Source organism: Devosia sp. MC521 (assembly GCF_014127105.1).
In the GTDB taxonomy this organism is placed as follows: domain Bacteria; phylum Pseudomonadota; class Alphaproteobacteria; order Rhizobiales; family Devosiaceae; genus Devosia.
Map to the genome: position 1 here is coordinate 2,740,449 of NZ_CP059902.1, position 14,888 is coordinate 2,755,336.

The 14,888-nt window shown below is 58.0% G+C and carries 14 protein-coding genes; 5 read left to right on the forward strand and 9 right to left on the reverse strand.

All coding sequences use genetic code 11. The annotated features are described in order from the left end of the window. The first annotated feature begins 2 nt into the window (after positions 1-2). The gene (locus tag H4N61_RS13165) at positions 3-1,415 is read left to right on the forward strand and encodes a trehalose-6-phosphate synthase (RefSeq protein WP_182394218.1); all 1,413 of its coding nucleotides are present in this window, start codon (positions 3-5) and stop codon (positions 1,413-1,415) included. 54 nt (positions 1,416-1,469) lie between these two features. Here the strand turns inward: H4N61_RS13165 and H4N61_RS13170 are convergent, their stop codons facing one another. Further along, a complete protein-coding gene (locus H4N61_RS13170) occupies positions 1,470-2,870 on the reverse strand; it encodes a DEAD/DEAH box helicase (protein WP_248306613.1) in 1,401 nt (466 codons plus the stop codon). Positions 2,871-3,206: 336 nt separating this feature from the next. Here H4N61_RS13170 and H4N61_RS13175 point away from each other — a divergent pair, with 336 nt between their 5' ends. Continuing rightward, positions 3,207-4,142 carry an ABC transporter substrate-binding protein gene (locus H4N61_RS13175; protein ID WP_182394219.1) on the forward strand — a complete coding sequence of 312 codons (936 nt, stop codon included), beginning with the start codon at positions 3,207-3,209 and terminating at the stop codon, positions 4,140-4,142. Here the strand turns inward: H4N61_RS13175 and H4N61_RS13180 are convergent. The 3 genes from H4N61_RS13180 to H4N61_RS13190 all read right to left on the reverse strand — a co-directional run bounded on the left by H4N61_RS13180 (position 4,139) and on the right by H4N61_RS13190 (position 6,494). Beyond that, positions 4,139-4,930: a molybdopterin-dependent oxidoreductase gene (locus H4N61_RS13180; RefSeq protein ID WP_182394220.1), complete on the reverse strand. Its 792-nt coding sequence runs from the start codon at positions 4,928-4,930 to the stop codon at positions 4,139-4,141. The genes H4N61_RS13175 and H4N61_RS13180 overlap by 4 nt on opposite strands. Then, positions 4,927-5,775, reverse strand: a complete 849-nt coding sequence (locus H4N61_RS13185) for a cytochrome b/b6 domain-containing protein (protein WP_182396028.1) — start codon at positions 5,773-5,775, stop codon at positions 4,927-4,929. The genes H4N61_RS13180 and H4N61_RS13185 overlap by 4 nt, the downstream gene beginning before the upstream one ends. Positions 5,776-5,846: 71 nt before the next feature. Continuing rightward, the gene (locus H4N61_RS13190; protein ID WP_169195713.1) at positions 5,847-6,494 is read right to left on the reverse strand and encodes a ThuA domain-containing protein; all 648 of its coding nucleotides are present in this window, start codon (positions 6,492-6,494) and stop codon (positions 5,847-5,849) included. A gap of 499 nt (positions 6,495-6,993) precedes the next feature. Here H4N61_RS13190 and H4N61_RS13195 point away from each other — a divergent pair, with 499 nt between their 5' ends. The 3 genes from H4N61_RS13195 (at position 6,994) to H4N61_RS13210 (ending at position 9,915) form a co-directional block, all read left to right on the forward strand. Next, positions 6,994-7,263: a hypothetical protein gene (locus H4N61_RS13195; RefSeq protein WP_182394221.1), complete on the forward strand. Its 270-nt coding sequence runs from the start codon at positions 6,994-6,996 to the stop codon at positions 7,261-7,263. A 457-nt stretch (positions 7,264-7,720) separates the two neighbouring features. After that, entirely contained in the window at positions 7,721-9,325 is a 1,605-nt protein-coding gene (locus tag H4N61_RS13205) for a bifunctional metallophosphatase/5'-nucleotidase (RefSeq protein ID WP_182394222.1), read from the forward strand. Between the two features lie 176 nt (positions 9,326-9,501). Then, a complete protein-coding gene (locus H4N61_RS13210; RefSeq protein WP_182394223.1) occupies positions 9,502-9,915 on the forward strand; it encodes a hypothetical protein in 414 nt (137 codons plus the stop codon). Positions 9,916-9,969: 54 nt separating this feature from the next. Here H4N61_RS13210 and H4N61_RS13215 read toward each other — a convergent pair whose 3' ends face one another. The 5 genes from H4N61_RS13215 to H4N61_RS13235 all read right to left on the reverse strand — a co-directional run bounded on the left by H4N61_RS13215 (position 9,970) and on the right by H4N61_RS13235 (position 14,884). Next, positions 9,970-11,013, reverse strand: a complete 1,044-nt coding sequence (locus H4N61_RS13215; protein ID WP_182394224.1) for a Gfo/Idh/MocA family oxidoreductase — start codon at positions 11,011-11,013, stop codon at positions 9,970-9,972. Between the two features lie 130 nt (positions 11,014-11,143). Beyond that, positions 11,144-11,923 (reverse strand): ThuA domain-containing protein, encoded by a 780-nt coding sequence (locus H4N61_RS13220; RefSeq protein ID WP_169195716.1) that lies wholly within the window; start codon positions 11,921-11,923, stop codon positions 11,144-11,146. A 116-nt stretch (positions 11,924-12,039) separates the two neighbouring features. After that, on the reverse strand, positions 12,040-13,044 hold the full coding sequence (locus H4N61_RS13225) for an ABC transporter ATP-binding protein (RefSeq protein ID WP_169195717.1): 1,005 nt from the start codon (positions 13,042-13,044) through the stop codon (positions 12,040-12,042). Between the two features lie 14 nt (positions 13,045-13,058). Further along, a complete protein-coding gene (locus H4N61_RS13230; RefSeq protein WP_182394225.1) occupies positions 13,059-13,904 on the reverse strand; it encodes a carbohydrate ABC transporter permease in 846 nt (281 codons plus the stop codon). After that, positions 13,904-14,884 carry a sugar ABC transporter permease gene (locus H4N61_RS13235; protein WP_169195718.1) on the reverse strand — a complete coding sequence of 327 codons (981 nt, stop codon included), beginning with the start codon at positions 14,882-14,884 and terminating at the stop codon, positions 13,904-13,906. The genes H4N61_RS13230 and H4N61_RS13235 overlap by 1 nt, the downstream gene beginning before the upstream one ends. Positions 14,885-14,888 lie beyond the last annotated feature (4 nt).

The window sequence follows — 14,888 nt, forward strand, 5'->3', positions numbered from 1 at the left end:
CTATGAGCCGTATAGTAATTGTTTCCAATCGCACCCCCGCCAAAGGCCCAGCCGCTGGCGGTCTTGCAGTCGCACTCAAAAAAGTACTCGCCGAACGTCAGGGATTTTGGTTCGGCTGGTCTGGCAAGCTCACCGACAGCCCAAGTCCCACCGCGCAAATTCAAGACGTCGATGGTCTGTCGGTCGCCCAGATCGACCTGACCCGCGACGATCATCAGGCCTATTACTCTGGCTTTGCCAATTCCATCCTCTGGCCCAGTTTCCACCTTCGGCTCGATCTCACCACCATCGAGAGCCACTGGTACGAAGGCTATCGCCGCGTCAATGCGCAGTTCGCCGCCGCGCTCGCCAAACTCTTACGACCCGACGACATCATCTGGGTGCACGACTATCACCTGATCCCGCTGGCCACCGAATTGCGCCGTCTTGGCGTCCGCAATCGCATCGGCTTTTACCTGCACATCCCGTTCCCGACGCCGGATGCGCTCTATGCCATCCCCCATCACACCGATCTCATGCGCGATCTCTCGCACTATGATCTTGTCGGCATGCAGGCCAAGCGCGACATTGCCGCCTTTATGGAGTTCGCCGAGCACCAAGCCCCGCCAACCTTTGCCTCAAGCGCAAATCACCATGTAGATTTCTCCCGCACCGAAATCGTCGCTTTCCCCATCGGCTCTGATCCGGATGCTTTCGCAAGCCTCTCGGTCAGCCCCGCTGCGCAAAAGATGATCACGCGCATGCGCCGCTCCTTGGGCGATCAGCAGCTCATTCTCGGGGTTGATCGTCTCGATTATTCCAAAGGCCTGCCGCAGCGCGTTGAAGCCTATGAAAAGTTCCTGGCTCACAACGCGAGCTTCCGCCGCGGCGTGCATTTCCTGCAGGTCGCGCCCCCCTCGCGCGACACTATCAAGGAATACCAAGCCACTTCTGAAACCTTGGATGCCGTTTGTGGTCGGGTGATGGGCAAGTTTGCCGAGCCCGATTGGCAGCCGCTCACCTACGTCAAACGAGCCTATGGTCAACCAAGCCTGGCGGGTCTTTATCGCCTCGCGCGCGTCGGACTGATCACGCCCCTCCGCGACGGCATGAATCTTGTGGCGCACGAATATATCGGCTCGCAAAACCCCGAGGACCCGGGCGTACTGATCCTCTCGCGCTTCGCCGGAGCGGCCGAAATCTTCCCAGCCGCGCTTCAGGTCAATCCCTTCGACACCGACGAAAGTGCCGAGGCAATCCGCGTTGCGCTCGAAATGGGGCTTGAGGAACGGCGTGCTCGCTACGAGGCGCTCATGGCTGCCGCCCGCAAACACAATGTCGGTGATTGGGCTGAAGAGTTTCTCGCCCACCTCTCCCGCAAGCCCGGGGACAGCGCTCCCCAGCACGACCATATTTATCTCAATTCGGTCGCTTAACACCCCAAGCAGACAATAAAAAAGGCGGCCCGTGAGCCGCCTTTTTCGTGATCTTTAGCCGTCGCGACGATTGCGCGCTGCGGTCTTTTTAGCCGCTGTGCTCCAGCGCTGCTTGGTCTTGAGACCATCTGCGCGTGGTGGCTTAATCGACTTAGCCGGAGCCAATGGGTTCTTCGGATCGCGAGCAACGCCTTCGCGTGCTGCCCCGCCCTTGCTGCGCTCACCACCCGGACGTGGGGTGTTGAACTTGCGCGGATTTGGCTTCGGGTTGCGTGCAGTACGCGCACCAGCCGGAGCACCGGGGCTCGTGCGTGCGCCACGCGGAGCTGCGTCAGTTTCGACGAGGTTCACGTCGCCCGATACTGGCAGCGTACGACGAATGAGGCGTTCCACATCGCGCAGCTTGGCCTTTTCCGAACCGTCGACGAGGGTGATCGCGATGCCGCTTTCCCCGTTACGACCGGTACGACCGATACGGTGAACGTAGTTTTCCGGATCGTCTGGCAGTTCGTAGTTCACGACGTGGGTGATGCCCTTAACGTCGATACCGCGCGCTGCAATGTCGGTTGCAACCAGAATGCGAACCTGACCGGTGGCAAAGCCCTTGAGAGCTGCCTGACGGGCGTTCTGGCTCTTATTGCCGTGAATAGCCGCTGCTTCATGACCATCGATGGCAAGGTTCTTCGCCACGCGGTCGGCGCCATGCTTGGTGCGTGAGAAGATGATGACGCGTTCCATGCCTTCCTTCTCGTCGGCGAGCAGGTCGTTGAGAACGCCACGCTTTGCCTTCGAACCGGACATGATTACACGCTGGTCGATCTTGACCACAGTCGAACCCTGCGGTGCCGCTTCAACCTTGATCGGTTCCTTCAGCAGCGTCTTGGCCAGATCTTCGATTTCCGCCGGCATGGTTGCCGAGAACAGCATGGTCTGACGACGCAGACCGATCTGCTTGGCGATAGCACGAACCGGGGCAATGAAGCCCATGTCGAGCATACGGTCAGCTTCGTCAAGCACCAGCCAACGCGTTTCGTTGAGCTTGATCTTGTTGTCGTCCAGCAGGTCTTTGAGGCGGCCCGGCGTTGCAATCACAACGTCAACGCCCTTGGCGATCTTGCCAACCTGATGGTAGCGCGACACGCCGCCGAGCACGAGAACGGTATCAAGGCGCATCTTGGAACCTGCGAACTTGCGCATGTTCTCTTCGATCTGCACGGCCAATTCGCGGGTCGGCGCCAGGATCAGCGCACGAGTGGTCATTGGGCGTGGACGGCCGGTCAGGCCCATAAGGCCAGCAAGGATTGGCAGGCCGAAAGCCGCCGTCTTGCCCGAGCCGGTCTGGGCGATGCCCAGCATGTCACGGCCTTCCAACAGCTTTGGAATAGCCTGCGATTGAATCTTGGTTGCTTCAGTAAAACCACCTGCAGTCAGGCTGGTGGTGAGCTGCTCGGGCAAACCCAATTCGATGAAAGAAGTCAAACGTGTGTCTTTCTTGCTGCGCGATACAACGCGCCAGCGCACCGCACAGCGGCCGCCGAATAAAATTCTGCAAACGGGCGATAGGGTTATCGCGCGGGTGCTGGCTCAAGCCCGGAGCCTGTTGCTTCCGGGATGACTTCGCCGCTCACCGCTTAAGTAAGAAGAGAAGCCCATCATCGGCCTTTCCGGCCGGGGACGTGGCCCTCATATGGGCGAGAGATCACAAAAACGCAAGGTTTTTCGAGTGTGCGCCTGCGCATACCCTTCATGCATCCCACTTGCCTTGGCGCGATGACAGTGCGATCTAGCACCATGATCCGCGCCCTTGTTCTTCTCGCTCTGCTCGCCCTTCCCGCCAGTGCTCTGGCTTCCGAATGGCGTTACACCGACGGCGCGGGCACAGAAGTCGTCCTTGCAGAACCGCCTCAGCGCATTGTTGCGCATACTAGCGTGGCCGCCGCTCTTATTCCCTTGGGCATCGAGCCCGTAGGCATTCTGCTCAACGGCCAACCCTCGCTCGAGCGCGCCCTCGAGGGCGTCGACGTTTCCCATATTCCTGTCGTCTCGCAAGGCTGGGGCGAAATCGACGCCGAGGCCATTCTTGCCCTCGTGCCCGACATCATCATCACCGAATATGCGCCAGAGTATTATTCCTATGCTGGCGGCACCCATGAGGAGCCGTTCAAATCCCGGCTGGAAGCCATTGCGCCCCTCATCGGCATCGCCACGCCCAATTCAACTCTCGCGACGATTGTTGAGTATGAAAGCTTTGCGCGTAGCCTCACAGACAGTGTCAATGAAGAGCGCCTTGCTGCCGACAAAGCCGCTTTTGAAAAAGCCCGCGACGCTCTCATCGCCACTGCCGCCACCAAATCCGATTTGACGGTCCTGCCCATTTCGCCCGGCCGTTCAGAGATCGCCCTTGGCGTCGCCAGCCGCTTTGGCGAACTGGTCGATTTCCGCAATTGGGGCGTTAACATTGTCGAGCTGGTCCCCACCTCCGGCGACTATCACGCCACCAGCTGGGAAAACATTCGCAATTACGACAGCGACATCCTGCTCATCGATGATCGTTGGGGCATAGCCTCGCTCGCAACCATCACCGAAAACCCACTCGGCGCGCGCATCCCTGCCATCATAGCCCAGCAAACCGGCAACTGGCCTGCCGGCTGGATCCGCAGTTATCGCGTCTACGCGCAGGAAATCGACAAGCTCACGAGCCTCCTTGAGCGCAGCGAAAAGCTCTAAATTCCGCCGTACCAATCATAGCCATTGTCTTCCCAATAGCCGCCCTTGCCGAGACCGATTTTGGAGAGATCATCCACCAGCTCAATGGTGTGGAGATATTTCGGCTGCTTATAACCCAGTGCCCGCTCGATCCGCAGCCGCACCGGCGCGCCATTGCTCACAGGCAGCGTCTCATCATTGAGCCCATAGGCCAAAATCGTTTGCGGGTGGTAGGCGTCAACGAGGTCGGAGCTGGTGTAATAGAGAATGTCCCCGCTCAGCGTGCGCTGGATATTGTCAAAACAATGGTAGACGCAATAGCGCGCGCCATCTTTCACCCCAGCCTCATCGAGCAGCGCCCCAAGTTGGGTGCCGGTCCACTTGGCGATGCAACTCCAGCCTTCAACACAATCATGCCGCGTAATCTGCGTGCGCGAGGGCATATTGCGCAATTCCGCCAGCGAATAGCTCACCTCGCGCTCCACCATCCCCTTGATGGTCAAGCGATAGGGCTCAAAATTGGCCATGCGCAGGAAATTATATTCGGCGGTCGTTGGCTCTGTTGAGCCATTGGGCTTCATGCCCTGCCGAATTTCGCTTTCGCTATATTCGGGCGACAGCACTTGCTCGCCAATCAGCGCCCGCTGCGCCCTGTAGGTCAGCACATTGGCGCTTTCCATAACCTCACGGATCGGATCGCCGCGTCGCGCCAGAAAATCGAACGGCTTACAGCCAGTCATCGCCAGTCCCGCGCCCACAGCACTGCCGCCCAGAATGAGTTTACGCCGATTGAGAATGAGCTTGCTCATGGCTTGTCCTTCTCCTGAATAGGCGTATCGGGGCTGGTCCGATAGCGTCCCGTGATCATCGAGCGCAGATTATTCAGCGGCCCGGAGACAATCACCATGATCACATGGACGACGAAAAACAGCACCAGAAGCGCCATGGCGATAAAGTGGATGGTGCGCGCCGTCTGTCGCCCCCCGAACAAGTCCAGCAGCCACGGAAACCCTGCATTCATACCCGGGCTCATGCACAGCCCGGTCAGGATAACCGCTGGAAACAGCACAACGAAGACCATGAAATAGGTGAGCTTTTGCAAAGGCGAATAGCGTCGCCCATGATGGATCCGGAACCGCAGATGGTTCCAAATATCACCCGGCAAGCCCCGCCAATCGCCCTTTTTCGGGATAATATCACGCTCAATATGCCCATTGAGCACGCTGGCGACAAACCAGACGAACATCGTGCCGACGAAAATCCAGCCAAAGAAGAAGTGCACCACCCGCCCGGTCGCCAGATCGCGGAACGAGGGAATGGTCACAGCCCCCGGAAAGGCCACAAAATCGGGCCGCACGGCCGATCCGCTCATGCCCAAAACGCCGGTGGTATCAAAGGTCTGCCCGAAGACGGTCGTCTGTCCGCGCGGACCCTCAGGCGTATTGACCGCCCTGATATCGAGAATGGCGTTGTCAAACTCAAAGCCAGATTGCTGGCCGATATAGAGCGTGGGGTGGGCGTTGAAAATCTGCAAGCCAGAGAACAGCAGAAAGAATAGGCAGATCACCCAGGACCAATGGGTTAACCGCGTCCAGATCGATTGCCGATAGACCAGCGGCCCTTTGGTCGCTGGTGTGGTTTTCTCTGCGTTCAACGCCACGGTATTCGCCTCCTCAAGAGAGATAAGCGTCCGCGCCACTCATGCGGCGCGGTAGGCACTTCACGCTAAACGTCGCGTGCCGCCCAATTCATACCACGGCGGATGATGGTTGCCATATTAGGGTTTTCGAATTCTTTGGCTTGGTGGCCTAAAGTCATGTGGAACACGCGGCCCTGGCCGTACTGCCGCTTCCAGACGACAGGCATAACGACGCCCTTGGTCCAAGCGGCGTGCTCACCCGAAAATGTCGTCGTCGCCAGCACTTCGATCGATGGATCGACATGCATGTAATATTGCTCGGACGTGTATGGGAACGACTTGATCCCGGCCATGATCGGATCTTCCGGCCGCGCCACATCGACCGTGTAGTCGATGATATCGCCCGGATGCGCCACCCACTGGCCACCGACCATGAATTGATATTCGACGCTATCGCGAAACGCGTCGCTCATCCCCCCGTGATGCCCGGCAAGGCCCACGCCGTTTTCGACCGCCTTGGTCAGGTTCGCCACCTCGTCCTTGCCAATCTTGCTCATCGTGAAAATCGGGATAATCAACGACAGATTGGCAATATCAGGATCGGCAAAAGCGCTGGTCTCGGTTGAGGTGCGGACAGAATATCCGTCCTCATGGAGCCACCGACGATAAATCGTGGCGCACTCCTCAGGGTCATGCCCCTCCCAACCACCATAAACGATCAATGCACTGCGCATGCGCAATCCCCTGCAAATCAAACCGTGGCAACAATAACGGAGTGATCGGGAGATGTAAGCCCACTAAGCCAATTCATTGCCAAATCTAGACACGCACCGCCGACAAGCCCTTAAGTCTCTTACTATAAAGAAAATTTCCCACCCTCATCTTAGCGCCCCCACCAACCCACTCGATCCATCCCTCCGCCGACGAGTGGCAGGTTTGGCAGGCGTACTCTTGCCTCCCCTCAGCCCCTTCCCCAAATCCCCCAACCAACTCGATCCATCCCTCCCCCTACCAGGGGACTGTTTACAACTTGCTCATTTGGGATTCTAGTTTGGCTGTTTGGGGGTGATTTGCCGGAGGGTTTGAGATGGATTGTCCAGATTGTTCTAGCGCTGCGACGGTCAAGCGCGGCCTTAAGGCGGGTTACCAGCGATTTAGCTGTAAGGAGTGTGGTCGGTACTTTACTGACCGCGCCCTAAATTCAGCGCTCAGACAAAAGCGCAGGCCGTTCAGATGTATCTCAACGGCACCGGCATTCGGGCCATTGGGCGCGTCCTTTCGGCCTCCCCAGCCGCGGTCCTTAAATGGATCCGCAAGGAGCACGACATCTTGCAAGAGCGGATCGCGGCTCAGCGCGGGACGCCAGCGAGCGGGCCCGATATTATTGAGATGGACGAGATCTATACCTACGTCCAAAAAAACAGCAGCGAGCGGTTATCTGGACCGTTTATAGCCGAAGACAGCGCCGCGTTGTTGCCCACCACATCGGTGACAAAGGCGTAGAAAGTGCGATCACGGCTTACCGCTTGGCCCTGCAGGCTGTGGGTGAGATCGGGGCCATCTTTACCGATGCCAACTCTTGTTACGCACTCGCTTTCAAGCGCAATGGCGTGACCGTGCCACATTTGGAAACAAAGGCGCAAACCCACCTGATTGAGTCCTCAAATTCCTCAATAAGGGACAATCTTGCGCGGTTCAATCGGCGGACAAAGCGCGTCTCCAAAACAGTGCAGATGCTCGAGATTACGCTCAATCTGTTCTTCAACAGGCACCTCATGAAGAGTCCCAAATGAACAGTCCCCCCTACCAGGGGGAGGTTAGGTGGGGGTCCCGGTGCCTCCCATCAGCCCCGCCCCAAAAAACACCGCACTTTGCACTGTTACAAAGACCTGCTTAACTACCCGCGCGTTCCGTGCCCGCCACGGACTGCAGCAAGGACAATGAACGAGGAATTACGGGGATGAAGAAACTGCTTTTGAGCGCCACCGCGCTCACGTTTTTCGCCGGTCTTTCTGGCGCCGCCTATGCCGACTTCACACTGAACATCCTGCACATCAACGATTTCCACTCGCGGTTTGACCCGATCACGGGATCGGACTCCAATTGCAATGCGGAAACTGACGCCAAAGGCGAATGCTTCGGCGGCATCGCGCGATTGAAAACCATCATCGACGACACCCGCGAGAAATACACCTCGGGCAATTCGATTCTGCTGTCCGCGGGCGACAACTTCCAAGGCTCGCTCTATTACTCGACCTACAAGTCCAAGATCGTTGCCGACTTCTTCAACCAGATGGGCTTTGACGTCGTCGCCACCGGCAATCATGAATTTGACGACGGCCCGGAAGAGTTCCTCAAATTTATCGACGCTGCCGAGTTCCCAATCATTGGCGGCAATTTTGACGTCTCGCGTGACGATAACCTGCGCGGCAAGATCAAGGGCTCCTATGTTGTCGAAATCGGCGGCGAAAAGATCGGCATTATCGGCGCCACTGCAGAGGACACACCCGAAATCGCTTCCGTGGGCAATGTCGAATTCCACGACGTCATTCAATATGTCCGCGGCGCGGCCGAAGCGCTCGACGCCGCTGGCGTCAATAAGATCATCCTGCTCTCCCACATTGGCTATGGGGTAGATCTGCAAGTTGCCGCAGCGGTCCCGCTCGTCGACATCATTGTTGGTGGTCACAGCCACTCGCTGCTATCGAACACAGCTGAAAACGCCGTCGGCCCTTATCCGACCATGGTCACCAATCCGGACGGGATTGAGGTCGCCGTCGTCCAAGCCAATCAATATGGCAAATATCTCGGCGATCTCTCCGTCACTTGGGACGACAATGGCGTTGTCACCAAGGCCGAAGGCGAGCCCTATCTGATCGACGCCACCGTCGTCGGCAATGAAGACTTCAAGACCCAGCTTGCCGATCTGGCTGGCCCCCTCGCCGAAATGGCAGCTGTCGTTGTCGGTTCCACCACCGCACCGCTCGAAGGCTCGCGTGAAGTCTGCCGCGTGCAAGAATGTAACCTCGGCAATCTGCTCGCCGAAGCGATCCTCGAGCGCACCAAAGATCAGGGCGCAACCATCGCTTTCCAGAACTCTGGCGGCATTCGCGCGTCCATCGACACCGGCGAAATCACCATGGGTGAAGTGCTGACGGTTCTGCCGTTCTCTAACACTCTCGCCACCGTCGAAGTCTCGGGCGCAGACGTCATTGAAGCGCTCGAAAACGCCGTCAGTGACGTCGAAAACGGCGCTGGCCGCTTCAGCCAAGTCGCGGGCATGAAGTATTCCTTCTCGCTCTCCAAACCGGTGGGCGAGCGCGTCTCCGACGTTCTGGTCAAGGGCGAAGGCGATGAATGGGTGCCGATCGACGAAGAGGTTGACTACATCATCGTCACCAATAACTTTGTCCGCGGCGGCGGTGACGGTTTTGGAGTTTTTGCCGAGGGCGAAGATCCATATGACTTCGGCCCACCACTTGAACAGGTTCTGGCCGATTACATCGCCGAGCATGGTGGCTCCTACACACCATTCTTGGATGGTCGCATCACCCAGCTCGACTAACGCAAACTATAGCCAAGATTCTAAGGGCGCTTCCGAGCGCCCTTTTTTGTGCCCACAAACGAAAATTGTGATGACCCGTTCGGTGAACAATTCGTGAGCCCGCCCGTTAAGGGAGGGCTGGCGCCGTCACGCCTTGTGATCGGCCTAGCCAACGCGATAATTTAGAGACCCTTAGCATGAAGCCCTTACTTTTTGCTGCCATCGCCGTTTCCGCTCTGACCCTTGCGGCGTGTGATAACGCGCCAAGCGAAACACCCCCAGCCGCGTCAACGACCACGACGACACCAGCCCCGGCCCCTGCTCCAACGCCTGCACCTGCCCCAGCGCCTGCAGCGACGCCAGCGCCAACGCCTGCTCCGGCAGACCCGACCGCGACTTTGCCGTCGGACGCTGAAGTCAAGCAGGCCATGGACGATCTGCAGAACCAGGTAAAAGAGCTCAATCTGACCGATGCTGAAAAGCAGGAAGCGATTGCTCAGGCCCGTACTCAGGCCGAAACCATGGCCAAAAGCTCGGGCCTTACGGACGAACAGGTCAAGCAGGCTGGCGATGCCGCCGAAAACGCGGCCAAGCAGATGTTCGGCCTCTAATTCAAAAAAATTAGGCCCGCATCGCTGCGGGCCTCTTGCTTTGCACCGTGTCGCTTAGACGTGGTGCTCGGTGCGGTCGCGATCAGTCACCGTCCCCAAATCCAAAACCTTCTGAATATTTGTGGCGTGGCGGAAGCTTGGCTCAAGGTTCTTGCCGGTGCGGCACGCTTCAACAAAGCGCTCGTAATTTGTCTGCACCTTGTCGACCTGAACCTCGGTCCATGTCGCTGTCTCAGCATCATCACCGAGGCAGGTCAGAAGCTGCGATCCATCATGACGATGGCGCACTTCCACCGCACCCAACTCACCATAAACGCGCAAGCGCAGTTCATTGACGTGGCCGGTTGCCCAACGGGTCGCGTGAATCACGCCGAGTGCGCCATTTTCCAGCTGCGCCGTCATGGCAAAGCTGTCGTTCGCGTCCAGATCATATTCGCCAATCTTATTGCCCGGAGCCTTATCGAAGGTTTCCAAGCGGCAGAAGACCTTGGAGAAATCGCTGCCCGCGCCATAGGCGGCAAAGTCCAGGATGTGAACGCCGATGTCGCCCAAAACGCCATTCGAGCCATGCTTTTTGGACAAGCGCCAAAGCCACTGCGACTCCGTGCGCCAGTCACCCCAAGCCTTGGACACCAGCCAGCTCTGCAGATAGCTCGCCTCAAAATGCTTGACCTGACCGACCTGTCCCGACAGCACGATCTCACGGGCCTTTTGCAGCTCAGAGACGTTGCGATAGGTCAGATTGACCATGTTCACGAGGCCAAGGCGCTCGGCCGTTTCGGTCATTTCCAGCGCACGCGCATGGTCGGTCGCCAGTGGCTTTTCGCAGAACACATGCTTGCCGCCATTGAGCGCTGCAATCGTGGTCGCGTAGTGCACGCTATCGGGCGTCACATTGGCAATGGCGTCAAATTCGCCCCAAGCCAGCGCTGCATCGAGCGAGCCAAAGCCGCGCTCAATATTGTGTGCCGAGCAGAACGCCTCAACGCGTGCCGGATCAACGTCCACGCCCCCCACAAGGGTCACGCCTTCAATGGCCGCAAAATTCTTGGCGTGCGTGTTTGCCATGCCGCCAGTACCCAGGATGAGGATACGCATTGTCATTTATCCCTGCGGCCCGCGCCGCGCTGTTTCTCAACCAACGGTTCAGCTCTTGTACCGAGCCGATTTCCGTCCATTCAAAAATCCCGACGCGAACGCCGGGATTTCAAAAAGTGCGTCGCTCAGCTTATTTGAAGCCTTCGCGGCCTTCATGAAGGGTCGGACCGCGTTCTTCGATCGCTTCGAGCGCTTCACCAACCGGCACATTCGGTGCGTCCAGCAGCGCTGGGAAACGCGTACCGTTATTGGCCCAGTTCACCGCATTGCGCAGCACCTTGCCTACGGTATCGTCGTGATAGGTTGGATAGGTTTCGTGACCCGGACGGAAGTAGAAGATATTGCCCGCGCCGCGACGATAGGTCAGGCCCGAACGGAACACTTCGCCACCCTGGAACCACGACACGAAAACCGTTTCGAGTGGTTCTGGCACCGAGAAGGGCTCGCCATACATTTCTTCCATTTCGAGTTCGAAGAATGGCGGCAGGCCCTTGGCAATCGGGTGGCCCGGATTGACGACCCACAGGCGTTCGCGTTCGCCCGCTTCACGCCAGCTGAGCGCACAAGGCGAACCCATCAGGCGCTTGAAAATCTTTGAGAAGTGGCCCGAGTGCAGAACGATCAGGCCCATGCCCTGCCAAACATGCTTGGCAATGCGTTCGACAACTTCATCGGAAACGTCGCCATGCGCGGCGTGGCCCCACCAAACCAGAACGTCGGTGTTCGCAAGCACGTCTTCGGTGCAGCCATGTTCCGGCTCCTGAAGCGTCGCGGTCTTCACCTCGATATTGCCATCCTGCTTGAGCAGCGAGGCAATCTGGTTGTGCATGCCATTTGGATAGTTTTCGGCGACAACCTTGTTCTTTTGTTCGTGAACATTCTCGCCCCAAACGAGTGTACGGATGGGCATGGTAGGCTCCTAATGCTGTCGACCCCTTGGTCGACGTCTGCTGAGGTTACGGAGGTTGGCGACAGCCACAGGCATGCCGCCAACCCGATCTGTTCATGCGCCCTCAGGCGCAAACTTTAGCGAATGGGTTTTCCGGCCTCGTCGAACCGATGGATTTTCTCATTCAGAGGCGACACCCGAATGACATCGCCGCTGCGATACTCGCGCGCTTCATCCAAGCGCACGACCACTGGCTCTTCCTGCCCCATGTCGAGGTAGACATAGCTGTCCGAACCGAGGTTCTCGGTGTGGATGACCTTGCCTTCCCAAACGCCATCGGGCGACACGGTCATGTGCTCGCCACGAATGCCGACGGTGGTGCAGTTATGCGCCGCAGCCTTGTCGCCGGTGATGAAGTTCATCTTGGGAGATCCGATAAAGCCCGCGACGAACAGGCTGTTTGGCGTCTCGTAAAGCTCCATCGGCGTACCGACCTGCTCGACCAGACCATCCCGCAACACACAAATCCGGTCGGCTAGCGTCATCGCTTCCACCTGATCGTGCGTGACGTAGATCATCGTCACGTCGTTCATTTCTTCATGCAGCTTGGCGATCTCAATACGGGTCGCCACGCGCAGCGCCGCGTCCAGGTTCGAGAGCGGCTCGTCAAACAAGAACACCTTTGGGTCGCGCGTAATCGCACGGCCAATCGCCACACGCTGGCGCTGACCACCCGAAAGCTGCTTGGGCAGACGGTCGAGATACTGCCGGATTTGCAGCATGTCCGCTGCGCGTTCGACGCGCTTGCGAATGTCTTCCTTGCTCTTGCCCTTTTCGAGCGTCAGCCCGAAAGCCATGTTGTCGTAAACCGTCATATGCGGATAGAGCGCATAGGACTGGAACACCATGGCGATACCGCGCTTGGATGGTGCCAAAGCGTTCACCCGCTGCCCGTCAAACAGCATGTCGCCGGAGGTAATGTCCTCTAGCCCGCTGATGAGGCGCAACAGTGTGGACTTCCCGCACCCCGAAGGGCCGACGAAGACCATGAACTCGCCCTTTTTGATGTCGAGGTCGACGCCTTTGATCACCTCAACCGCGCCAAAGGCCTTACGGATATTGCGAAGCTCAATGCTTGCCATTTTCGACTTACTCCTTAGCCCTTGACGCCGCCGGCGGTGAGCCCGCTGACAATCTTGCGCTGGAAGATCAACACGAGCGCCACCAGCGGCACGGTTACAATCACCGAGGCTGCCATGATGATGCCCCATGGGATTTCATACTGAGACCCGCCCGACAGCATGGCGATAGCCACGGGAACCGTTCGGGTCTGGTTGCTGACGGTGAAGGTGAGTGCAAAGAGGAACTCGTTCCACGCCGCGATGAAGGCCAATAGGCCCGTCGTCACCAGCGCTGGCCACATCAGCGGCAGGAATACGCGGGTAATAATCACCCAAGGCGATGCCCCATCCACAATCGCTGCTTCTTCGATCTCGATGGGCAGGTCACGCATAAAGGTGGTGAGCACCCAGACAGTGAAGGGCAGCGTAAAGATGGTGTAGGAGAAGATCAGCGCCCAAGGGGTGTTGTAGATCCCCAAGGCACGGATCACCTCAAACAGGCCCGACAACACCGCAATTTGCGGGAACATCGAGACGGCCAGAATGCACATCAAAAGCAGGCCACGCCCCGCAAAGCGCACACGGCTCAATGCGAAGGATGCTGTCACCGCCAGAAACAGCGCAAACACCACGGTCGTTGTCGCGATGAACACCGAGTTCAGCAGATTACGCGGGAACGAGCCCTGGCTGAACACGGAGATATAGTTCTCGAGGCTGAACGAGGTCGGCCAGTAGTTGACGCGGTACAGGTCGGTGCCCGACTTAAAGCTCGTTAGAATGGCGTAGTAGAACGGGAACACCGCAGCCACCACAATCGCCACGACGAGCGCATAGAACAGCACCGTCTTGGTCAATTTCCAAAGGTTCAGTGAGCTATCCATTAGCGAGAACCTCCGTCAAAATTCACCTTGCCCAACCAGATGTAGAGAATGGTGAAGAGCGCGATGATGAGGAACAGCAGCGTCGATTGCGTCGAGCCTTCGGCGAAATTGTCGAACTGGAATAAGTTCTCCTGCGCCAACACCGACATGGTCTTGGTGGCCTTGGAGTTCGGCGTCAGCACATAAATCAGATCGAAAATGCGCAGCGCATCGAGCACGCGGAAGATGATTGCCACCATCAGCGCCGGACGCACCAGCGGCAGCGTGATCTTGAAGAACTGCTTGACCGGATGCACGCCGTCGATCTCAGCGGCTTCATAGATGTCCTTGGGGATCATCTGCAGGCCCGCCAGAATGAGCAGCGCCATAAACGGCGTCGTCTTCCAGATATCAACAATAAGCACGGCCAGCATGGCGGTATCGGGCGATGCCGTCCAAGCCACTGGCCCGTCCAACAGGCCCAGCTTCATGCCGAGATCATTGAGAATGCCGAACTGATCGTTCAGCATCCAGCTCCACATACGGGCCGATACAATGGTCGGGATCGCCCATGGAATAAGCACGGCAGCGCGGACAAAACCGCGGCCTTTGAATTCAGCGTTGAGCACCAGCGCCACGATCATGCCGAGCACGGTTTCCCAAAGCACGGACCAGAACGCGAAGCGCACGGTGTTCCAAACGGCGTTCCACCAATCGGGGTCGGCCAAAACACCACGATACAGCACGCGGCCGCTCTCAAGCGTGCGGATTTGCAGATAGTTTGCAAACCCAACCCACTGAGCGTCACCAATGCTGTTGAGCTTGGCGTCTGTGAAAGAAAAATAGATAGACCGAAGCAATGGCCACCCTGCCACGACCGCTAGGGCGATCAACATTGGCAGAAGGAACAGTCGCGCAGCACGAACACGCTGCTGCATCAGTTCGGATTTGTTGTGGGCCGCGCCTCTGGGCATCTGCGAAGAAACCGCCTCAGTCGTCATCAGC